Source organism: Candidatus Omnitrophota bacterium, assembly GCA_040755155.1.
Lineage (GTDB): Bacteria > Hinthialibacterota > Hinthialibacteria > Hinthialibacterales > Hinthialibacteraceae > JBFMBP01.
On record JBFMBP010000116.1, the window covers coordinates 1 to 22451 of the forward strand.

The window sequence follows — 22451 nt, forward strand, 5'->3', positions numbered from 1 at the left end:
TCCTTGAGTTGGGTCATGTGGGGCCTCCTGATCGTTTCCAATCATGATCGACCCCTTCACAGCCTTTCTGCTGCGGGAAAATGGGTGTCCCTTATGATTTTTTATAATGGGTTTTTCTACACCGCCTGCAGATATTGCGCGACATCCCTATAACGGTCCATGAAGCGCGTGGTTTCTGAGTTGCGGGTTGTGAGGATTTTGCCGAAAAAGGGCGATTGTTTCATCAACCCTTTCTTGTTGCTTTCGGGGAAGTTTGAGAAAAGTCTTATCAAAATTTTTGTTATAAATAATGTCCATCTAGGCTTTTCTCATTAGTTTTCGTAAGTGTTCGTTGGCTTCTTCTCCCCTAAAAGGCCCGCTCATATTGATTCCCTGCTTGGCTTCTTCTCTTGCTTGAAGGATGAGCGCAATATCATCTTCCGAAAATTCTTCTTGATCTATGATAGACGCGACAAAATCTATAACTTTTTCTTGTTGATCCGGAGCAAGTTCTCGGAAATCCGTAATCACGTCTTCAGCGGTTTTCATTGGCGTATTCTCCCTATTCGGATAATCCATTTATACTTAATATTGTAAACAATTTTCATTTAGGCGCGTCTCAACCTCTGTAGGTAAGCAATCGCTTCATTGCCTTCCAATTCGGGGCTTACGTTAATTCCTTGATCGGCCTCTTCCACGGATTTGCAGATTTTGGCGGCGTCTTCCGGGGAATAGTTTTCTTCCGGGAAGTCCTCGTTATCGTTGGAAATCACATAATAGGCGACGATCTGCTTTTCCTCCAGCGAGAGTTTTTGGTACTCCGCAATGAACTCTTGCGCGGTTTTCATCGGCGTTTTCTCCATATTCAAGCGATCCATTCATACTCCATAATAGTATGAGAAACTGGGATTTTGTCAAAAAGAATAGAGCCTGGACAGGTGATTTACTCGTAAACTTGAGCATGAGTACCTACAGAGAGAAAAATGACCCACGTATAATTGTTTTCTTCTCGAAAGACAAGACGGAGATCGCCTCCTGCGGCAATGGCTCGGTTTCCTTTTTGGTCGCCGTGGAGAGCGTGGTTTCTGAGTTGAGGATCATGCGGATTTTTCTCGAACAATGTTAAGGCTTCCGTTACTCGCTTCTTTTGGTTTGGCGTTAATTTGACGAGTCTTTTGCAAAAGTCTTTGTGAAAATCAATCGTCATTGCGCGCCTTCATCGGTTAATCCTAACGACCGAATCGCTTCTTCCATCGAAGAAAATCTTACAACATTGATTCCTTTTTTGGCTTCTTCATACCGCTGGTCAAGCAAGGCTAAATCCTCTTCTGAATATTGGGTGACTTTGAAGACCTCGTCTTCGGCGGCGATCACATAATCGGCGACGATCTGCTTTTCCTCCAGCGGGAGTTTTTGGTACTCCGCAATGAACTCTTGCGCGGTTTTCATCGGCGTTTTCTCCCTTTTTGGATAATCCATTTGTACTCCATTATAGTACGAGAAAACCAGATTTTGTCAAAAGAATCCGTTTTATTCCGATCGCGAATTCTCTTGGAGAAGGCATATGCGGAGCTTCCTCCGCGCAATTTCTCATTTGAAGTTAAAAGAGCCGCAAACACGCCATTGCTATATCCCTTTTATTCGGATTTATTGACGGCTTTAGCCAATGTACTTTTTCTTACGATAGAAAACTATTGAAGGAATATGGATAATGCAATACGCTATAATAATGTAGATGGCGAGAAAATTGAATTTGATGGGGATGGGTGGCAAGGGTAAAGTTGTTTTACCCTTGACGAATGATTTCATGGGCAGAAAAAACCTTGCCCTGGCCACCCACTTTGGGATGATCCATCTCCATAGAGTATTTCATCGGGAGGAGAGAATCATGAAACGCGGGCGTCTACTTCTTTCCGCCGCCTTGATCGTGTTGGTCATGTCGGGATGCTACTCGTCTCGCAACTATGCGCGCCAAAACACATATTACGAATTGCCCGTCCCCCAAACCGAGCAGGAACCGCCAATCTACGATCCCATTGCGGCTGAGGCCCAGGCGCAGATTCTCGGCGCAACGGATCAACCGCTTCAACCTATCGATCAGGCTTCCCAAAATTATCTTAACGAAAATGCAGCGCCTCCAAATCCTCCTTACCCCGCCGCCTATTCGGAGTTCTATTACGATTACCCCTACTACGATTATTCCACAACCTATTATTACTATGCTTGGGATCCGTGGGGATATCCCTACCGCCAAGCCGCCGTTTATTATCCCGCCTATGGAACAACGATTTACTCCTGCGGCTATTGGCCTTACGATTATCTTGATTTATACGCCTACGCCTACGGCAATCCCTTTTGGGGCGTTCCCGCTTATTACGGCGGCATAGGATATTACAATTATCCTTCCCCCTATTACGACAGTTATGACTATCCTTATTATTCGGGATTTTGGGGCTGGCCTTATTGGGGTTGGCCTTATTACGATCATTATGCTTATGGTTGGCATGGCCGCCATCATTGGATCGATTGGGATAAAGACCAAAAAGACGGCGATTACCGCCGCCCCCGGCCTGCGAATCAACAACGGCTTTCGGAGCCGCGCATCGTCACCCAACCGGCGATAAGCCTCCCAAGAGATGGCGAATCCTCCAAATCCCCCCGCGACAGCCAGTATTCCGATCTTAGGGAAAAGAAAGACTCCAATACTTCCAGCCGCCAGCGGAGAAATATTATCCAGCGTTGGCAAACCCCGATTATCTCCTCCTTCTTCAATCCCTTCCCCGGCGGCGGACGGAAAGCGAACAGCCCCGGCTACACAAGGGATCAATCCATTGGCAAAGTCATCCGCACTACGCGAAGCGATCCCGATACGGCGTCTTCCAATAGCAATTCGCGCATAGAAAACCAGCGCCTCGCGCCTTCCGAACCCACTGCCCGGCCTTCCAATTACAACCATCGCCGCGATGAGGCGCCGCCAGCGCCTGTAATGCAGGGAAAGCGCGAAACAATCATCGTATCGCCGCCATACGGCGGTCCCTCCAATAGCGGCCAACCAGCGGACGCTTACAGCGTCCGCCGCCGCCAAATCTATGTTTCGCCTTCGCGTTCTAACGACGGCTTCTCCAATCTGAATTGGCCCGGCCTTCGCAGCGAAAGGCCTTCCAGTCAAACCAGCTCTCCGCGCAATACCCAAGAAGCGGATTCATCTCCTTCGTTCCGCATATCGGAAATCCAATCGCCGCGATCTATCGACCTCTCTCCCCGCCGTCAATCGGAGCGTCCGTCCATTCCCTCCTACGATTCGCCCATCGGCGTTTCAACGCTCGAACAGCGTACCTCTACGCCGTCCCGCAGCGACAACTCCCCCTCGCGTTCCTTCGAATCGCCGCGATCGTCCTTTTCTCTTCCCTCGTCCAGAGAGGAATCCAGCCCTCCCGCCTTTCGCGCTTCCAGTCCCGATTCCTCTCCCCGCATGTCCGCCCCGCGCGAATCCACACCTTCGCCTTCCGTCTCCGAGCCGCGTTCCTTCTCGCCCGCTCGGCGCAATTCGCCCTGATTTGGCGGATAAGCTGCGTTTGAATTTCATCGGCGCAAATGGAACGCCGGCGATAAAATTATCCGGCCATTCATTCAATCAATTTCTAAATCAAACGTTTACAATGGTTGAAATTGGAAATAGATGAAATGTTACGGATTTTTGAATTGTAGTGCAACGATAAATAACAATTAGTTAAAATTTTATTTAAAAGTCTTTGTTTAGCATAAAACTTGCGATAGAATTATATTCCAAAGTTGTATTGCAATGAGAAATTGGTTTTGAATTGCTTTACAATATTGGGGACTGATAGCGTCCAATACAGTTGAACGCTGCGAAAATAATAATTTATGATATGAATGGTCTTTAACTATGTTTGGAATGAGCGGCATTTTTCAGGAACGGATAAGGAGCCGATCTTGAAACTTTCTTTTAGCCGAAAAGACGATCTGCCTTTTGCGCTAACCGGCAAGCCCGACCGCATTTCCCAAACCCTGTTTGGAAAGTATGGGGAAGAAAAACGTTGGGAAGCCCTGGATGCTATTTCCTCTCCCAGCCAAAACAAATGGAATCATCGCTTGCTCATGTGGACGTTAGCCAGCGAAAACATCGAAATGCGCGAACGGGCCTGGGAGGTTCTGGACAACCAAAACGTCGAATTCGATACTCTGGTCAATGAACTCTCCTGCCCGATGTGGCAGGTGCGGGTCGGCGTCATCCGCCTCATCGCCAAAAGCGGCCGCCTGGACGTCGTCCGGCTAATGATCGCCGGGATCGAAGACTATCACCAAAACGTTAACGACGAAACCAGGCGAAGCCTTGTCCGCCTCATCGAATTCGCCTCGAAACGAAAAGAAAAGGGAGAATTGCCGCTTGGTGAAATTCAAGACGCTCTAAACTCACTCTTTCAAATTCTCTATACCTCCAAACGATCCCCTCGCTTCCAAGCGATTCAGTTCCTCTTCCTGCTCGCCCCGCTGGAAGAAGATATGTTTTGGGAGATGTATCTTAATCTTGACCTTCCCCAATATACGGTCCTGCATGAACAATTCGTCCGATACCAGAAAGAAGGCTCTCTCGAAGTGCTCTACCGGGGATTGCTTCAGGAAAACGATCAAGTCCGCGAACGCTTGACCAATTTCCTTTCAGTCGCCGTCCGAAACAGCGGCGACAACGTAAATTACCATCTCAACGCCATTCGAAAATTGAACCGGGATAGATTCGTCAAAGTCGCATTCGCCTTGCAGCATTATCGGCTCCTCGTGGAATTCCAGGGATTGATTAAGCACATGAATCCCCCGGAACGCATTGTGTTGTTCGACTTGTTGGAAGCGGTCGGCGCCGAACAGAACCTGGCCTTCCTTCTCCGTTCACTGCAATTGGACGATAGCCGCATCCGAATCCGCGTTCTAAAAATCCTCGGCGAAAGCGAAACCCTGGGCCTGCGCAACGAAGTTTTCGAATTTCTGACGGAGACGGACGAACAGGTTCTCCTGGCCGCCTTGCGTTATCTGCAAAAAAAAGGCGATCTATCCACCTTAGAAAAAATTTCCCACCTTACGCGCAGCAAAAAGAAAAAGATCAAGCAGGGCGTCGTCAGCACCATGTTCAAAATCATGAAGGACAGCTTGCTGCAAAAATTCGACGTCATCAATTACGCCCGCCGCATGAAAATCCTTCAATCCCTGAAAAAGATGAAGCCATCCTTCTTTGAAGAAATCGCCTATCTCTCCGAATCTCCGGAAGAATCCGATCGGATTAAATACATCAAATTGCTCGAAGCGGAAACGCCCGGAAAAGCCATGGCCGATTATCGACGCATGGCTCAAGACCCCAACAAAAAAGTCCGCGCCACCGCCGTCATGGGATTCAAGCGCGTTAAAGACGACGAAACCCGCTTCAAATTAATCAAACCCTTTTTCAACGATGCCGATCCCCGCGTACGAGCCAACGCCATCGAACTATTGCCAGAAAATCGCCCCAATTCAGAAGAAATCGTCGACATCGCTAAAGAAGGCGCTAAATCCGAACATCTGCGCATCAAGGCCAACTCTATCGCCAAACTGATTAAATGGGGATTTTCCGAATACGAAAAAGACCTCGTCGATATGCTCGACAACGACGACGAATGGACCAAAACCAGCGCTCTCTGGGTTTTGGGAGAGACTGATCTGCCCAATCTCATCAATCGCCTGCGCGAATCCGCCAACGATCAACGCGCTAATGTACGCAAAATGGCTGTCAAAGGCATCGGCTTAAAAGGGACGGAAGAAGATTTGCGCGCCTTGATGCCTTTTCTCCAAGACCCGGACCGCAATGTCCGCCTGGCCGCCCAACAAGCCCTGCGGACGCGCCTGCACCTTTCGTTCGAGATTGCTTGATCCGATGGAATGGCGATCCCTCCCGCCAGCCGAATAGAGAAAATGGAATCGAAAACCGACGTTTCTCATCGCCAAAGAGCCGTGGCGCTTCGCTATCTCCCCGGCGAAGACGATGCTCCCGTCGTCGTCGCCAAAGGCAAAGGCTTCATCGCCGACAAAATCATCGCTATCGCCGAAGCCAACGCTATCCCTCTCTACCAGGATCCCGATCTGGTCGAAATCCTTAGCGCCATCAATCTAAGCGCCGCCATCCCCCCCGAACTCTATCAGGCTGTGGCTGAAGTCCTCGCCTTCGTCTATCGCATGAACGAGAAATTCCCCCATTAATTCTCCCTATCATTTCCAATAAAATTTTCTTTGCGGGTTGACAAAAAGAAAAAGCCGTGTTATTCGTAATAAGTGGATATGATGCGAGTATGGGCCTTTGCGGTCTCATTGTGGAGGATCCAATCTTTTCGGTTTCCTTGGCGCTTTAAATCCGGTTTTATATAAACAATTATTCTTACGCCAGGAAGCGAACATTGGATCTTGTTTCCCCGGCCCGCATGGCGGGGCGCAACATCCTACCACCAACGCAAATTACTTAACGGAAGGAGGTGACACAGGATGAAGAGACTGCGAGGCTTTACCCTTATCGAACTGCTAATCGTCGTAGCCATTATCGGTATTCTCGCCGCTATCGCCGTTCCGAACTTTTTGAACGCGCAGGTTCGGGCGAAAGTAGCGCGCGCCAAATCGGAGATAAGAAACGTCCAGAGCGTGCTGGAACAATTCTTTATCGATAACAACCAGTATCCTCCGATGAATACGGATAAGACGATTCTTCGATTGCAGTACAGAGGTCTGGATAGCAAGCCGGATGATGCAACGATCAATATCGCTCACGTCATGATCGGAAGTTCGCGCGATGCTCGCCGGATTTATTTGACCACGCCCGTTGGTTATATTTCTTCCCTTCCCTTTGATCCATTCAGAGGCGATGGAGCGGAATACGGTTATGGGTATGGTTCCAATGGCCAAAGCTATTACATTCTTACCAGCTATGGACCCGACAGCGCCAGCGACATTAAAGAACTGGAATATACCGGCGCTCGGCTGGATGATCGCAAAAAAGGCGGGATTCGTAAAGCGGATGCCAAGAAGTATTATCTGACGGATATGGAATACGATCCTTCGAACGGTACATCTAGTTCTGGCGATATTCTTCGCATCGGACCGTGAGACGATTATAAAAAATGGTTCATCAAGATGGGGGAGAAAACCGCTCCCCCATTTTTTTTCCCCCCTCGATCCATATCAATCTCTCCAGCCCCAGTTCGATCATTTCCTTTTGCATTTTCTCGCAGCAATGCGCTATTAGCTGAATTCCCCGATTGCGGCATCTCCCATTTGCGATCAATAACCTTCCGATCGTCCGCCAATCCAGCTTGGCGTCCAAAACGAAATAAATATCGATCCGTTCTTTGCCGCTTCGCCTTATTTCGCGAATGGGAAGCATTTGCAGCAGGACGCCGATTTCCTCCTCCTGGACGTATTGAAAGCGGTTTCCATTAAGCATAGTATGTCGAGTATGAAATCGAACGCCAAACCAATCAAGGAATAAGGAGAAAAGACGCTATGACGATTCGCCGAACCACCCGATTGACGCTGGCTATGCTCTTTCTATTCGCCTCTTCCTCCATTGCGGGAGAAAAGGGACCCTGGAACGCCATCGATTTCGGCGTTAAAGCCGATGGAGCGGCGGACGATGGTCCCGCTATCCAAAAAGCCCTCAACGCCGCCGCCGAAGCGGGCGGCGGAGAAGTTCTGCTCCCCGCCGGCAAATACCGCATCGCCGATTCGCTTGCCGTTCCTGCAGGGGTAACCTTGAGCGGCGTCTGGCAAGCTCCCCATCACGAAGACCAAGTATGGGGAACCGCTCTTTTCGCCGTAGGCCATCGGGGAGAAGAAGATGGCCCCGCCTTGATCCGGCTCGCGCCCAACGCGGCAGTCAAAGGCATGACGATTTATTATCCCGAACAAAGATTGGACAGCATACAACCCTACCCCTGGGCGATCGAAGGAACCGGTATGCACGGCAGCGTCATGGACCTTACCCTCGTCAACGCCTACCAGGGAATCAAATTCGGCGCGCCTCACGAACTTCATTATATCCGCAACATTTTCGGATGCGTTCTGCGGCGCGGCATATTCATTGACGGATGCACCGACATCGGCCGCATCGAAAACGTCCACTTCAATCCCCACTACTGGGCGCGGGCGAATGTCCCCGCCCTGGAAAAAATTCGCGATATAAACGCTCTCGTTCCCTATCTTAACGAAAAAGTTGAAGCCTTCATTTTCGGGCGGACGGATTGGGAATACGTATTGAACACCTTCGCCTTCGGCTTCGACAAATGCTACAAATTCATCAAAACCAAAGCTGGCGCCTGCAACGGCAATTTCCTCGGCATCGGCGCCGATGGCGGACATCATGCCCTATGGGTGGAAGCGTCTCAACATCCAGGGCTTTTAATTACGAATGGCGAATTCGTTACTTTCGAGGGTGAAAAACCAACGGAAATCATAACGACAGAGAGTTTCGACGGAGTTCTGCAACTGACCAACTGCGCCTTCTGGGGTCCAGCCCATCGCAACGCCGTCATCCAGGGCAAAGGCTTCGTCTCCTTCCATCAATGCAATTTCAACGCCTGGGGCAAGAATGACGACAAAGCCGAATCGTTGCGCATCGAAGGCGGAAGCATCAGCATTTCCTCCAATAACTTCAATCTATCCAAACCGCACATTTTCTTGGGACCAAACGTAATGTCCGCCGTTATCATGGGTAACACCTTCACCGGCGAAAAACGTATCGACAACCAAAGCCAGGGCGAAGTCGAAATCGGCCTCAACGTCAGTCGCCCAGCTAAAAAATAAAGCGCATCAAGGCAAAAAATTCCCTCTCTCGCTCATCCTTTCCGCGGGAGAGGAAATGTTCGGAGCCAGGATGGTTCTTCTACTAATGCGGGACATGGATACGATTCATGTCCCGTTTTGCTATTGGCATCTATCACAACCGCATCAATTTCAATCAATTATCAACAATCTTCCATCTAATGTCCTGATTCATTGTAAAAATTAAAATTTACTTTAATGATTCGCTTGACTTTCTCTTCTTGAGTATGCGAGAATCGATCCTGCGATTGTCCGCACTATGATTCTCAACACGAAAGAAAGGAGGAGAATAAATCATTAGAGGAATGTTTTTAACTGTTTATCAAAGCGGGCAATTGTTCTTTTTAACCGAATATAAACGAAAGAATAAGGGGAGGCAGTCTAATGCGTTCTTGTAAAATTTTTAGTTTTTTGTTTTTAGCGAGCATCGTCATAGGGGCGGCGTCTCAGGCGCAAGTGGGAGTTTTCGATAAATCCGCCGATTGGACTTTAACGGGAAGCGGCCAAATCAAAGTACCTGGAAGCGCGGAATTGAAGGAGGGCAACTATGTCGTCAAAGGGAACGGCGATGACATCTGGGGAACAGCGGATGAAGGGTATTATATCTACACGGAAAAAAGCGGCGATCAATGCCTGATGGGCCGGATTTATTGGGCCGAACCAGGTGGAAACGATTGGGCGAAAGCGGAAGTGATGATTCGCGAAAAAGGCGATTTAGCAGGATCGAAATACGTTGCCGCTATCCTGCGCGGCGCTTCATTCGGCGATCAGTCCTTCTGCGCCTTTCGGGATGCGGAAGGCGGCGCTTCGACCAACGTTCAGTTTTACGAACCAAAAGTCGATCCCACCGATCCCAACGAAGCGCTTATCGCCGTAGCCAGCCCGGGCGACGGCTTGTGGGTGCGCGTTACCCGAATAGCGGAGTTGAATTTGTTCTATGCCGAATGGTCCTATGACGGCAAGACGTGGCATGTCGGCCATAACATCGTAGTGCCGATGGCGGATACCGTTGGCTATGGATTGGCGGTTACGAATCACGACAACAACAATGTTCTCGCCGAATGCGAGTTTCGCGACGTGAAATTCACCGCTCTGCCCACATTGCCCTCCAGCGGCGCTCGCGCTTTCTCGATGGGCGGCTTCCAACCAGGAAGCGTGATCGAGGTAACGGTCAAAGTGCTCAATCCCAATCGAACGGCGGCCGCCGTAAAGGTGGATGATACTATCCCCGATGGGTGGACGATTTCAGATGTCGGCCAGGGCGGCTCTACGTCGGGAAATACAGTAACTTGGAATATTAACGCCGCATTCGGCTACACGGCTTTGACTTATAAAGCCAAGGCTCCGGCTGCGCCTGGTTTCGTGAACGCCTGGACGGGAACCGTGGGATCGGCGATTACGGGAGGCGCTTCCGTAATGACGCTCACGCAAGATAAACCCGTCGGAGATCAAATCTTCGATCAACATGCGGACATCTTCCGCAACCTCGACGAGCTGGGCGGCGAAGGTTTATTGGGATCGGCGGAATACGACGCAGCGACAAAGATATACACCATATCCGGAGCGGGAAACGATATATGGAACAACTACGACAATTTCCACTTCCTATATACGACCGTTTCCGGCGATTTCAAAATGACGGCGAGGATCCATCATGACGAATCGGAGCGCAGCACCAGCACGGACGTTTGGATCAAAGGCATGTTGATGGCGCGCCAGAACTTGACGGCCGGTTCTCCGAACTTCGGTAACCGCGTACGCCGCGACGGCCAATACAGTTGGCAAATGCGGACGCTGCAAGACGGCGCCAGCACCAGCGACGGCAGCAACCGCGTAACCTTTAGCGCTATAGGGTATGCGGCTGACGCATATCCGCCTGTTATGGTGGAAAGAAAGGGCGACAACTGGACTATCTATTATCAAGACAATGCGGGCGCGTGGATTCAAGTGCAATCCACGCAGACGTTAAAGTTGCAGGATCCGATTTACGTCGGTCTCGCCGTTACGGCGCATCAAGTGGGTTCGATTCAATACACTTGGTTCAAGGATGTAACGTTGGAATTGGCGAAACCCGTCAGAGTTGAAGATTGGACGCTGTATTAATCCTTCTGAGTTTTTCCGTCATAAACAATCTGGGGCATGGACAGACGCCATGCCCCTTTCTTTAACTTTAGGTTTCGCTTGTTGGCGCGTCTCCGTATTTTCTCCATCAATTCCTCGAGTTCTTTAATTGTTCATAGCGGCGCTGATGGATGGGATTGTTCGGTTCCAATTGAACCGCCATTGCCATACATTCCAAGCTTTTCGTCCGATCCCCGTTTACGAAGTAGGCCCAACTAAGGGTGCTGTAATTATCGGCGTTTTTCTCCTTTTCCACGACTTCCAACATCAACTGCAGCGAGGCTTCCCGATCCATATCCCCGCTTAAATAAACTTTGGCCAGGCCTTTTTTCGCATCGAGGGAATCGGGCATTTCTTCAACGGCGATTTCCAGTTGCGTCCGCGCTTCCGGCCAATTTTTTTGCGCACCGAGAATCAGCCCCAATCCCAGATGGTAGCGGGGATTCTTGCCGTTCATGGCCAATAGTTCCCGGTAAAAGGTCTCCGCCTTTTGCGATTGCCTGGTTTCCTGGTAAAGCGTCGCCAGGTTGTATCGCGCCGCCTCGTTCTTGGGATCGAAATAGAGCGTCTTGAGAAAATGGGCTTCCGCTTCCTGGTCCCGCTTTCGACGGTAATAAATGGCGCCCAGCTCGATATGCAACTGCGCCGCCGACAATTTCGACTGCTTCTGGTCGTCCGTTTTGGGAGCTTGCGCGACGATCTTCTCTTCTTCCTTCTTTTTTTCTTGGAAGGTTTTCAGCGCGGTTTCCGCTCCTTTGGCGTTTCCCTCTTTGCGCAGGATTTTCGCCATTAAGTAGTACGGTTCTGGAACGATCGGATCGTATTTCATTGCTAGTTCCGCATGGGCGCTCGCCTCCTTGATCCGTCCGGCTTCAAAATAACGTTCCGCCAGATAAAAGTGGGAGGAAGCGTCTTCGGGATGGTAACGTAGTTCCATCTCGAACGCTTTCGCCGCTTCGTCCATTCGGTTCAATTTCACCAAGGCCAATCCAAGGCGTTCGTTCGCTCTTTCGGCGGCGGGATCGATCTCCACTGTTTTTTTGTACCACTCTACGGCTTCATTGTACTTGGCGATGTAAGCGTAGAGGAAAGCGATCATCTGCATGATCTCCGGCTGGTTGGGTTTCAATGCCAATCCCTTTTTAAAAGCCTCGATCGCCTCTTCGTATTTCATGCAGCGGTGCAGCGCGTATCCTTTGATGAAATAGATTTCCGGATCGTTGGGAAACGTCTTCTCCGCTTCGCCGATCCGTTGCGCCGAATAATCCTTGATGTTTCCGGGAGCGACCTCTTCCGGCGCGACGCCCCATGCATTTTGAAATCCCCCAAGGCTAAACGGCATCATCCAAAGGGTGAGGAAATAAGCGCAATAAGAATGGCGGCGCGATAAATTCATGACTCTCTCCATTCAATACATACAATCCGTTATTTGATGAATCCATGATTCGAAGGATGGAATATTTTAACGAATTTTGGGACCTTATACCAACCTGCATTGAGATTGTTGGTTTTAAATTCCTCTCCCAAGAATGGGAGAGGTTAGGTGAGGGTTGATATTAGTGAACTTATAATCCCCTCACCCTAACCCTCTCCCAGAGGGCGAGGGAATTTTAAGACACATTCTTAATAAGACTTGGTATTAGTCATAGAGGAGCGGAGAGAGAAAGGCGTGGAAGGTTTCGATAAACGCAAAAAGGGGACGGCGAAATGCCGTCCCCTCGCGCATTCGTCGATAAGCGGGAAAGTTGAGCTTATTCAGGCAATTCCTTGATGCGGATGTTTTTGAAGTAGACCGCTTTTTTCAAGTCGTTGCGCTGGATAGCGATGCGGCCTTTTTCGAATTTGTGCTTCAAGCCTTCGATTTTGGAAATATCCACTCCGTCCTGAACCGTTTCGCCGTTGATGACGACCCACAATTTGGAGGCTTGGTATTTAATCTCCACAGCGTTCCATTCGCCGATCGGCTTAACGGCGTCCTTCAGAGGAGCCACTTTGCCGAAAATGGCGCCGGTGCGCTTTTCCGGGGCGTCTTCTTCTGTGTCGGCGTTCAATTGGATTTCGAAGGCGGATTTATAGATTTCCTTTGCCGCCGTGTGGAAGAGAATGCCGCTGTTGCCCTTTTTATCGAACTTCACGTCGAAGCGCAGAATAAAATTCTTGTATTCGTTTTTCGTGATGACGGCCCAGTAATCCCAGCCGCTGACGGACATTACGCCGTCTTCAAGAATTTTGGGACCGGCCTTCTCCATTCCCTGAATCGTCCATCCTTCCAGATCTTTCCCATTAAAAATGGACTTAAATCCTTCCTCCTCTTCCGCCGAGGAAATAGCGGGCTGTACGCAAAAAAGAACCGTACAAGCAAGAATCAAAATCAATTCCATGAATCGGTTGCGCATAATCTCCTCCAAATGGTTGATAATGGATTTTTTGAGCGGCCGCAGAAAAGCCCAGGCTTTTTCTACGGCAACGATATCGCATCTATGTTTTATGTATCCACGCCGGCCGTTTTTTTCAAGGAGTTCGAACCGGCTTTACGAAAAAAAACGCTCCGGCGCGAAAGATGGGCGGGACACCCTTGCGCTATGATGCGTAACCCAGCTTATACCAATCGCCATTGAATTTGTCGCTTTTAAAATCCCTCTCCCAAGATTGGGAGAGGTTAGGTGAGGGTTGATATTATTAGATTTACTATTCCCTCACCCTAACCCTCTCCCAGAGGGCGAGGGAACTTAAAAGCAACAATCTAAATGCAGACTGGTATTATTTCAAATAGCCGAGATGTTCCAAATTTTCCCGGTCTTTTTGACTGATAGCAATCTCCGGACTTGCTGCGCCGGGGATCATGAAACTGTCGCGGATCGTCTCGCACGCTTTTAGGTTTTCCTTAAGCCGCGAGGCGAGCGTTTGCTGAAGTTCGTCATCGGCGCGATAGAGATTGTTTTTTTCGCCGGGATCGTTGGCCAGATCGTAATATTCCCATTCGTTTTTTTGGTTCCACCAGACGATTTTCTTCCCATGAAGCCATAGCGCGTCTTTGTCGGATATATGCGGCTTGGGATCGAGGCCGCCTCCGTGATGGAGCATCAATGGACGCTTGTCCAAGGCGGGAATGGTTTTCCCTTGAAGCAAGGGCAAAAGACTTACGCCTTGCAGAAAAGCCGGAGGTTTCCAACCGTACCACTCGATCAGAGTGGGGAAGATATCCACATGCGTTACGGGAACGTCGATGGCGGCGCCGCAGGGAATTTTTCCCGGACAGGAAACAATAGAGACGGTTTGTACGCTTTCTTCGTATAAATTCGCTCCGTGGCCATTCCAGCCGTGCTCCCAAAATTCTTCGCCGTGATCGGAGAGCAGCCAGATCAGGGAACGGTCGAGGAGACCCTGCCGCGAGAGTTCTTTAAGTATCGCGCCCACGCGGCGGTCGTCGATCGCGATTTCGGCGCAGTGCAAATCCTCTTGAGGAGTGGGCGTCTTACCAAGGAACAAATCGCGCCAAGGCCGGGCTGGTTCATAGGGTTGATGGGGCGCGATGTAATGCAGGTAAAGGAAAAACGGTTCATTGAGCCGCTGCAATAGTTTCAAGCCTTGAGGAGTAACGTCCTCTTCGGAAACGGGGCATATATACTCGTCGAATCCGCGCGAGAAACCAAACGCCCGCGTGATTTGCGAGTTGCTGGAGACGGCGGCGGCGGCGAATCCCGCCTTATGAAACCATTCCGCCAGCAGCGGGACGCCGGGGTAGAGGTTGGCGCCCGTCAGCGAGTGGCGCACGGCTCCATGCGCCTTAGGCTGGAGGCCGGTAAAGATGGAGCCGATGCTGGGACGGGTGGAGCTGGAAGCGCCGTAGGATTGGCGGAATAAAACGCCCAACGACGCCAGCAAATCCCCATGCGGCGCGATCGCGAACGGATGCCCATAACATGGAAGATGATCCCGGCGCAGGGTGTCGATCATTAATATAACCATGTTGACAGTACCATCGGAAGAGCTGATCCGGCGCTTCGGCGTTTTGACTCCCAGCAGTTTATCGAAGAAAGACGGCTGCGGCGCAATGGAGGCCGTAGATGCGCCCTGGGCGGGAACAAGCAGCAATTCCGGCTTGCAGGCCCGTTGCTGGGCTAAAGTTAGCTTCAGCGGCCCTTCATAGGCGGCTTGGCAGCCGATGCGGTAAGGCCCCTTGGCGGGCGCTTGCGGCGTCATGGCGGCATCCGCCAGGAAATACCAATCGCAGCGCCAGTTTTTCAATTTTAATACTTCCGTATCGAATCGGGCGTCTTCCGTTGAATTTATGATCGGTTCCGATAGATAAACGAAGGAAATGGGCTGTCCTTCGGCGCGGGAAATTTCTTCTCCCGTAGGATAGAGGCCGATTAGTCGTTGTTCCACGGCGGCGTTGGAAACGAAAACTAAGACGAAGAGAAACAGCCAAAGGGATTTTTTATTCATAGGAATCCATAGGAAAACCGAACGTTTCTACGGAAAGCATTGCCAATATACGGCCGGGTGGCAAGGGCAAGGTTGTTTTTTCTGCCCTTGAGAGTTCCGCGCGCGTCTGCAGTAGAACTTACGACGCTTTTATACCGCTATAATGCTACGGCTTGCTTCTTTTCGTTTTGGATGATGATTCGCGGTTCGGGATTCGATGGAGGAACTGGAAGTCCTTGTTCTTTGAGTAGATCGACATGTTCTCTCATGCCATGCTTAGCCTTATATAAACAATCTTCCACCGAATGCCCAATTCCTGTAAATCCCTCTAATTCAGGGGAATAAAAACCAAAATAATCCGGTTCGCCCGTCGCTTCAATGATTAACGAATAAGGTAAATCGATCATCTTCGCCTCTCTCTAAGATATCTTGATTTTCGCTGTTTTTAAAATATGGCGGCACGTTCCTGTAGGCACGTCTTTTGAACCATGATAATCGACTCGGATTAGTTTATTCCCTCCTGGCTTGCCATAGTAACGAATAGATCCTTTTTCTTTTACGATTCTGAAACCGTTTTGTTCAAGAATACTTACCAGCTCGCTAAATTTCACTTTGACGTTCTCATTTCGTCGGCCGAGAGAGCAGGATGGGCGCCGAGGGCAAAGCTGTTTCTGCCCTTGAGAGTTCCCCGAATCAAATCCAGTACGCCGGCGGGAACAATTATTGATCTATGGCGTTGAGATGCTTTTTCTGATTTGAAGAAATCTATTGAGAATTGAATTATTTGCAGTATAACGGTTTAACAGTTCGCATCGTTCCTTATGGGTAAGATTGGCCAATTGTTTTCCTGTTTCAAAGCGCAGTTGGCGTGATAATTCGATGGCGTCGATATAAAAACCATCCTCGAATAAATGATTATTCTTCATATTCAATCACCTCGGTAGGACTTACAATTCTGATCTGCCGATATCCCTTTAATAAATTTACGCCGTTGAATCCTTCCTCACGCCGAATATTGACTAAATGACGAAAATTCCAACTCACTAAAGCCTTGGCCGGAGATAGCGTAGCGGCGGCCACATGTAAAGCGTCATCCCGATAATTTTCGTAAACAATCCCCGTTTTTACATATTCGTCCGCAAGCCAATCCATCTCTTCTGTAATTTGAATGAGCATCATATCTTCAGTGGAAAACATCATGAGTAAATTCCGAACCGGTTCTGAGGCTTTCTCCAGTTCTTTCCCGACCAGATCGGAAATCAACAATCGAAAACGTCCCTCTTTCGCCTGAGACCAGAAAAGACAAGTAGTTTTAAAAAACTCCTTATCGAAATATCCTCCAAACACAGAAGTATCGATATAATAAAAATTAATATTTTTCATATCGTATTTATCGAAATAGGTTCATTTCGGCATTGCGGATTCGCTATTGCTTGTCGAGACGACTTTTTTGGCGCTTTATAGAAAAATCCGTTTTGTTTCCGACCAGAGCGTTATTAATATTATACTCCCAGAAACGACAAGAGCCTTCATTTTTTCGAAGGCTCTCGTTAAATTTCCGATCCCCAGCGTCTTATTCTCTCGCAGCGAGTCGGTAAAATGAATTAATAGATTGGCCATTGAGCAATATCCGTCAGAAATTGGAATGTGGAATTCTCGTCTAAAGAAATCGGTAGTCCGGGAGCGCCGGGATTGGCGATTACTATTTCGGGGCCGTTGGGACCGGGAGTTTTGTAAGAATTTGTCGTCGCTGTTCCCCTGCCGCCGTACCCGCCTTTGGCGATGAACCAATTTAACGAATGTCGAAAGTACGAATTTACGAAGGATAGTCCATTCCCGCCTGCGGTTCCATTAAATAGGATGTCAGGCCCACTTCCAATAGAGCTTAAAGGCAGTAAACCTCCATCAGCGCCATTTCCTCCGATAAAAACCGCTTTGGTTCCAATCTGAGAATCCATAATTTGTCCGGATGAGTTGGCGAATAGTATTCCTGAACCGCCTTTTCCAGGCTTATTGATAACGTTACCGCTTCGGCTCGATCCAAAGGGATTACCTGGACCGCCTTGAAATAAACCGCTAGCGATTTTCAATTCTATATTTTGGCAATTTTCGAATTTAATCCCGTCGCTTCCATCGCAGCCTGATCCCGAAAAAATGCCAGGGATAATTTCGCAATTACTATCACCGCCGATGAATGCGCTATTAGTGAAAATAAAGGACGAATCGCTCACGCCGCTGACAATCATATTAACAAAAGCTGTATCGGAATCGCTGGATATCGTCGAATTGGATATTTCCACTTGGATATTCGAAGCGGAATGGATGATTAGGGATGGCGTTAGAATTGTGCATCTGCTATAGGAAGAACTATTCATAAAGGAATATCCAAGGATGGAAGAATCATGCAGAAAAAAGCTGCCCCGAATATCAAAATTGTTGACGAATTGGCAGTTATTCAATGTCAATGAACCAGAGACTAAAGTAATGGGTCCGGCAATAGGGCCAAGACCTCCCAATCGCGTCATAGGAGGAGATTCTAAATATAAATTTTCTAGAATTACCTGGGCATTTTCAATGTTTATCATGTCTTCCGCGGTTACAAGAACATCAGGACCAAAAGTTATTCGTGTTCTTTCCACTTCCTTCGATCCGCGTATTTTTATATTTTTATCTTTGATAGTTACATTGACAAGATAAAATCCCTCGTATTTCGGATTCTTCTTATATGAGGTATTAACAGTTTCCGAAACGCAAACGATTTCATCGCCGCTGACGGCCAGGTCTACGGCTTCCTGAATACTGTCGGCGTCGCCAGGAATCGTAATCGTTTTGGCATCAAGCGCGCGCGGCGCGAGGAGAACGAGCGAACCAAGGAGAAACGATTTAAAGATATGGCGTTGACGATTACGCATGGTTATGCCTTTCTTTTGAGCGGTAGAGGAATGAATCGTAGAAATCTCCCCAAAAGCCAAACGCGCTTTTTGCCGCTAATTTATTGCAAGAGTTCGTTATTGTCAATTATTAGAGGTTTTTGTATTTTGGGCAGAATTAAATGAGAGGAATTAACGGTAAACGTCTTTTCGGTTTTTTATATGGGCAACGCGAATGAAAGATTCTTCGTCATCGATAACGTAAATTACTTGATAGTCTCCTATCCGAATCCGGTATTGATTCTCTCTACCGTGCAGTTTTTGGGATCGGCGAGGCCGGGGATTTTTTGCGAGAGAACCCATGACTTTCACGATGTGGACGGTATTTTGGCGGTTGATTTTCGCGAATTCACGCTCTACTGGCGGATCGTATAAAATCCTGTAATTCATACAATACCGTATTTTCTACAGAGTTCTTCATGGGATACGCAATCTTCCACCTTATAGGTTTGCAGATTTCGATCAAGTTCAGCCAAATCTTCTTCTAATCCCGCATCGCTATCTTCCTCAATGGGAAAAGCCTCAATCTCTCGCATGCGGTTGAAAAAATCGGCGGAAATCATAAACGCAGCAATTTTCTGTTGCTCTTCTAAGGGGAGTTCAATAATCTCTACGATAATTTCTTCGGCGGTTTTCATGGGCGCATTCTCCATTGGCTCAACGTAATTATCTCCATTATAGTACGAAAAACCAGGATCTTTTCAAAAGAAAACGAACAATGCAGCGTCACGATATCGCCTCAATGGAAACTACCCGTTCCTGGGCGGCTATGGCGGCGTACGCCAAGCACGCCTGGACATCTTCGCGGGTCAAAGAAGGATAAGCGGTGAGAATATCTTCCGCGCTGTCTCCATTAGCTAAATATTGCAGGATCAACCAAACCATGATGCGGGAGCCTTTAATGCAGGGTTGGCCATGACATATCTGCGGATCGACGCTGATGCGTTTTAACAAATCATTCGTTTCGTTCAAGGAATTATTCCCCCTTTCGATAACAAATAAGGTTTCGTCGGCTCTCTCCATCCGAATCCGGCAAATGGCGCGGCGTTGTTCCGGCGTCATAAAGGCATACCTTCATTCATAACATTTTCAATAAAAGGCGTTGCGCCCAAAAGAGTTTGTTGAACATCCTCATCGGAATAAACTTTTACATCCAGCACAACATCTTTTTCCAGTTCGATTTTGTAGGCTAAATCGATGATCTCGCATTCAAAATCCCAATTCACCGGACCATTCATCGTAATCAGAATATCGATATCCGAATCCGGGGCGGCGTCGCCGCGAGCGTAAGAGCCAAAGACAATAAAGCGGACGAGGCGATCGCCGTAGCGGTCGAGCAATTTTTGTTTAAGTTCGAGGACGGCGGGGTGCATATTTTTAACTCGAATTTTCGATTGTCAATATAGGCATATTAACAAATTATTATAATCCAAAAACGGCGAGAGCCTGCGCATAAGTCAATATTTCTCCCACTCCCTCACGGAGACATTGGGAATGCCTGACGTAACCGGAAGGATGAGGCGCGAGGGACGATCCGGCGAAAAGTGGATTTTCGTCAGGGGCGTTTCCGGCGCTGTTTGCGCATATATGGGATTTATCTCGAAGCGAGGGGAATTGGAATTGGAAATGATGAGGCGGATTTTGTGGCCTTGGTTGAATACGAGGCTTGTACTCCAAAGATCGATGTCCAGCGGATAGACTTCGCCGGGAGTCAGGGGCTGAGGCGCAGCGAAGGATTCGCGGAAACTAGCGCGCAGAATGCCATCGCAGACCAGCATGGAGTGCCCATCGGGGTATACGTCGGTGAGACGGACGGCGAGATCGGCGTCCGCCGTGTTGAATTCGGCGTAGAGTTGGGTGCGGACTTCGCCGACGACTTCAAGCGGTTCGGACAGCGCGGACGATGTGAAAACCAAAACGTCCGGACGCGATTCCAGCGGCGTTTGATCGTAGGGACCGGGTGGAATTTCCAGATTGGCGCCGCCCAGCGTAGGAACGGGACTGCTGGGATCGCAAGAGAAGCCTAAAGCGGTTTCCTCAGAGGCTGGAGGCGTAAGGGATAGGCTTCCCGACTCGTGAAGATAGAAGGAGGCGGGCGTGGATTGCGGCGGCCAGACGTCCGCCTGTCGCCATTCGTTGCCGGGAGCGTTGGCGTCGCTGGCGTCGCCCATGAGGTAGTATTTAATGGGCGGATTGGCGTCGGCGCCGTTATTTTTTCCCTTCAGCCAATGATCGAACCAAGCTAAAGTGTCGTTGACCTCGGAAGAGAAAATCGAATCGATGGAGTATGTGAGCTGGCCTTGTTTAGCGTTCAACTGATTCGTATGCGTCCAAGGACCGATGATTAGGCGTTGAGTTCCTTTAGCGCCGGGCGCGCCTTGGATTTGGCGGTTGGTGAAGGCGTTGAGCGTCCCCTGCTGGAAGCAATCGTAAAAGCCGCCAATGAAGAGAGCGGGCGTATTAATGACGGAGGCGCGCGCTTCTACATCGTAGAGTTTCCAAAAATCGTCGTCTGTAGGATGAGCGCGAAAGACGGGCAGCATATGGCCGCTGCCATTGCCGTTGAGCCAGCCTTCGAGAAGCGATTGGCGTAGAACGCCGCCCTGATAAGCGGTCTGGCCATAGCCCTTGCTCGCCGCGAAGCCGATAACCTCGCATTTCAAGTGAGGCGGGACGGCGCCGGACGCGAAGGAAGCCGTGATGCCCATCGCCGAATGCCCCCACATGCCGACGTTGCCGTCGCACCAGGATTGGGCGGCGGTCCACTCCACGGCGTCATAGCCGTCCTGAAGTTCGCCCCAGCCGTCGGTCTGAAAAACGAGGTCTTCGCCCTCGGAACCGAAGCGCCCGCGCGTATGTTGGATGAGGGCGGCGTAGCCCGACAGCGTCATCAGCGTCGCCACCGTCTCTATCGCTTCCATATCGTAGGGCGTTCGAATAATAATGGCGGGCTGCTTTCCCAAAAGGGGATTGCGGTAGATAACTGTATGCAGTTTGACGCCGTCGCGCATGGGAACCATCTCCGTTTGATCGAAAAGTCCCATGAGGCGCAGATTTTTCCGCCGCTCATCCTGCGTCATCTGCTCTAGCGGCTTCGAGAAAGGAAGTGATTCGGACCAGGTTTTGTTGATTCTGCAATAATCCGGCGACGAGTTGTCCACGGCGAATGCGGCGAAAGAAAAGACGAAAAGGAATAAACCCAAACTAAAGGCGAAGATTTTTTTCATGTTCGATAGTTCCCCCTCGTTGCGATGTAGGATAATCGATGCGCTTATGATATTGTGGCGGGGGGCCAAGGGCAAGGTTGTTTCTGCCCTTGATATCTCCTGGGGAAAATAGACGAAGGATTCTAGCGCTTCTTATGTATTCCCGAATGGCTTTAGGATTTTTTCCAAACCATTTTCATGGAAGCGCTATAACGTTGAATCTATGGCGTGTTGAATCTATGGCGTTGAAATGTTCTTTTTGATTTGAGGAAATCTATTAAGAATAGAATTATTTTCAGTATGACGATTCAGCAATTCGAATCTGCCGGTATCCCTTCTATAAATTGTAACAGTTTACCCGATTGAAGAGAAATCCTTGTTTTTAAGCCCTGAATGTGCGAAATAAGATTGCCTAGGCCAACGGCCTGGGAACAGGAACAACAAAAACCTTAAGCCCTGAAAGGGCGAAATAATTAATTCGTATTTCTTCTCTTCAAACGGCTAAATAGTTACTTTAAAAAAACTATATGAGGATTCCTATTTCATCGTTTATGAAATCCTAATCTAACATCATCTGTATCTCCGTCAGGTATTTTTCGGGATTACCTTTGAAGATCATGCCGGGGCCTTTGATGTAGATTTCCCGCGAGGGGACGCTTAGCTTATAGCCTTTTTCCTTGGCGTAGGCGGTGATTTTTTCGTAGGAGCGTCCCAAGCGATCGTAGGGGCCTTTATGCATGAGGCTGATGCACTTGCCGCCGGGCAGCGTTCGAACGTTGACGCCTTCGATCTCCTTGTTGGGCTGGCGCACGGGGAAGCAGGATTCGATGTCGGCGCCGTCTTCCTTGTAGCCGCAATCGTAATAGAGATTGAAGGGCTTGCCAGCGAGCCAGCGTCCCGCTTTGCGTCCCAGCGTAGAGAACGCCTTGCCGCAATC

Annotated in this window: 24 protein-coding genes; 6 read left to right on the forward strand and 18 right to left on the reverse strand. The window is 49.2% G+C overall.

Going from position 1 to position 22451, the window contains the following annotated elements; translation table 11 throughout:
• Window positions 1-297 precede the first annotated feature (297 nt).
• The 4 genes from AB1656_17485 to AB1656_17500 form a co-directional block, all read right to left on the reverse strand.
• Entirely contained in the window at window positions 298-528 is a 231-nt protein-coding gene (locus AB1656_17485) for a hypothetical protein (GenBank protein MEW6237178.1), read from the reverse strand.
• A 59-nt stretch (window positions 529-587) separates the two neighbouring features.
• Complete coding sequence (locus AB1656_17490) at window positions 588-827, reverse strand: hypothetical protein (protein MEW6237179.1); 240 nt, start codon at window positions 825-827, stop codon at window positions 588-590.
• A gap of 95 nt (window positions 828-922) precedes the next feature.
• Window positions 923-1186, reverse strand: a complete 264-nt coding sequence (locus AB1656_17495) for a type II toxin-antitoxin system mRNA interferase toxin, RelE/StbE family (GenBank protein ID MEW6237180.1) — start codon at window positions 1184-1186, stop codon at window positions 923-925.
• Window positions 1183-1428: a hypothetical protein gene (locus AB1656_17500; GenBank protein MEW6237181.1), complete on the reverse strand. Its 246-nt coding sequence runs from the start codon at window positions 1426-1428 to the stop codon at window positions 1183-1185. Before AB1656_17500 ends, AB1656_17495 begins: the two co-directional genes overlap by 4 nt.
• A gap of 439 nt (window positions 1429-1867) precedes the next feature.
• Between AB1656_17500 and AB1656_17505 the strand changes: the two genes are divergently transcribed.
• The 4 genes from AB1656_17505 (at window position 1868) to AB1656_17520 (ending at window position 7116) form a co-directional block, all read left to right on the forward strand.
• Window positions 1868-3535, forward strand: a complete 1668-nt coding sequence (locus AB1656_17505) for a hypothetical protein (protein ID MEW6237182.1) — start codon at window positions 1868-1870, stop codon at window positions 3533-3535.
• Window positions 3536-3933: 398 nt separating this feature from the next.
• Window positions 3934-5895: a HEAT repeat domain-containing protein gene (locus tag AB1656_17510; GenBank protein ID MEW6237183.1), complete on the forward strand. Its 1962-nt coding sequence runs from the start codon at window positions 3934-3936 to the stop codon at window positions 5893-5895.
• 42 nt (window positions 5896-5937) lie between these two features.
• Window positions 5938-6222, forward strand: coding sequence for an EscU/YscU/HrcU family type III secretion system export apparatus switch protein (locus tag AB1656_17515; GenBank protein MEW6237184.1), 285 nt, complete (start codon window positions 5938-5940; stop codon window positions 6220-6222).
• 279 nt (window positions 6223-6501) lie between these two features.
• On the forward strand, window positions 6502-7116 hold the full coding sequence (locus AB1656_17520; protein ID MEW6237185.1) for a prepilin-type N-terminal cleavage/methylation domain-containing protein: 615 nt from the start codon (window positions 6502-6504) through the stop codon (window positions 7114-7116).
• Window positions 7117-7138: 22 nt separating this feature from the next.
• On the opposite strand, the gene AB1656_17525 is transcribed toward AB1656_17520, so the two are convergent.
• Window positions 7139-7453: a hypothetical protein gene (locus AB1656_17525; protein ID MEW6237186.1), complete on the reverse strand. Its 315-nt coding sequence runs from the start codon at window positions 7451-7453 to the stop codon at window positions 7139-7141.
• 59 nt (window positions 7454-7512) lie between these two features.
• On the opposite strand from AB1656_17525, the gene AB1656_17530 reads away from it, so the two are divergent.
• Both AB1656_17530 and AB1656_17535 read left to right on the forward strand, forming a co-directional pair.
• Window positions 7513-8811 (forward strand): glycosyl hydrolase family 28-related protein, encoded by a 1299-nt coding sequence (locus AB1656_17530; GenBank protein ID MEW6237187.1) that lies wholly within the window; start codon window positions 7513-7515, stop codon window positions 8809-8811.
• A 402-nt stretch (window positions 8812-9213) separates the two neighbouring features.
• Entirely contained in the window at window positions 9214-10932 is a 1719-nt protein-coding gene (locus AB1656_17535; GenBank protein ID MEW6237188.1) for a hypothetical protein, read from the forward strand.
• A gap of 106 nt (window positions 10933-11038) precedes the next feature.
• On the opposite strand, the gene AB1656_17540 is transcribed toward AB1656_17535, so the two are convergent.
• From AB1656_17540 to AB1656_17600, 13 genes are all read right to left on the reverse strand, one after another.
• Window positions 11039-12346 (reverse strand): tetratricopeptide repeat protein, encoded by a 1308-nt coding sequence (locus AB1656_17540; protein MEW6237189.1) that lies wholly within the window; start codon window positions 12344-12346, stop codon window positions 11039-11041.
• Window positions 12347-12701: 355 nt separating this feature from the next.
• Window positions 12702-13346: a DUF1080 domain-containing protein gene (locus AB1656_17545; GenBank protein ID MEW6237190.1), complete on the reverse strand. Its 645-nt coding sequence runs from the start codon at window positions 13344-13346 to the stop codon at window positions 12702-12704.
• 364 nt (window positions 13347-13710) lie between these two features.
• Window positions 13711-15399, reverse strand: coding sequence for a sulfatase (locus AB1656_17550; GenBank protein ID MEW6237191.1), 1689 nt, complete (start codon window positions 15397-15399; stop codon window positions 13711-13713).
• A gap of 137 nt (window positions 15400-15536) precedes the next feature.
• Window positions 15537-15785: a type II toxin-antitoxin system HicB family antitoxin gene (locus AB1656_17555; GenBank protein MEW6237192.1), complete on the reverse strand. Its 249-nt coding sequence runs from the start codon at window positions 15783-15785 to the stop codon at window positions 15537-15539.
• 12 nt (window positions 15786-15797) lie between these two features.
• Window positions 15798-15989: a type II toxin-antitoxin system HicA family toxin gene (locus AB1656_17560; protein ID MEW6237193.1), complete on the reverse strand. Its 192-nt coding sequence runs from the start codon at window positions 15987-15989 to the stop codon at window positions 15798-15800.
• A gap of 304 nt (window positions 15990-16293) precedes the next feature.
• Entirely contained in the window at window positions 16294-16761 is a 468-nt protein-coding gene (locus AB1656_17565; GenBank protein MEW6237194.1) for a PIN domain nuclease, read from the reverse strand.
• A 221-nt stretch (window positions 16762-16982) separates the two neighbouring features.
• Window positions 16983-18290, reverse strand: a complete 1308-nt coding sequence (locus AB1656_17570) for a hypothetical protein (GenBank protein ID MEW6237195.1) — start codon at window positions 18288-18290, stop codon at window positions 16983-16985.
• A 150-nt stretch (window positions 18291-18440) separates the two neighbouring features.
• Window positions 18441-18698: a type II toxin-antitoxin system RelE/ParE family toxin gene (locus AB1656_17575; protein MEW6237196.1), complete on the reverse strand. Its 258-nt coding sequence runs from the start codon at window positions 18696-18698 to the stop codon at window positions 18441-18443.
• Entirely contained in the window at window positions 18695-18946 is a 252-nt protein-coding gene (locus AB1656_17580; GenBank protein ID MEW6237197.1) for a hypothetical protein, read from the reverse strand. The genes AB1656_17575 and AB1656_17580 overlap by 4 nt, the downstream gene beginning before the upstream one ends.
• A gap of 88 nt (window positions 18947-19034) precedes the next feature.
• Complete coding sequence (locus AB1656_17585) at window positions 19035-19262, reverse strand: DUF433 domain-containing protein (protein MEW6237198.1); 228 nt, start codon at window positions 19260-19262, stop codon at window positions 19035-19037.
• A gap of 104 nt (window positions 19263-19366) precedes the next feature.
• A complete protein-coding gene (locus tag AB1656_17590) occupies window positions 19367-19681 on the reverse strand; it encodes a nucleotidyltransferase domain-containing protein (GenBank protein ID MEW6237199.1) in 315 nt (104 codons plus the stop codon).
• Window positions 19682-19765: 84 nt separating this feature from the next.
• On the reverse strand, window positions 19766-21535 hold the full coding sequence (locus AB1656_17595) for a CocE/NonD family hydrolase (GenBank protein MEW6237200.1): 1770 nt from the start codon (window positions 21533-21535) through the stop codon (window positions 19766-19768).
• 538 nt (window positions 21536-22073) lie between these two features.
• Window positions 22074-22451: GyrI-like domain-containing protein (locus AB1656_17600; GenBank protein ID MEW6237201.1), on the reverse strand; the 378-nt coding region annotated here is incomplete at its 5' end.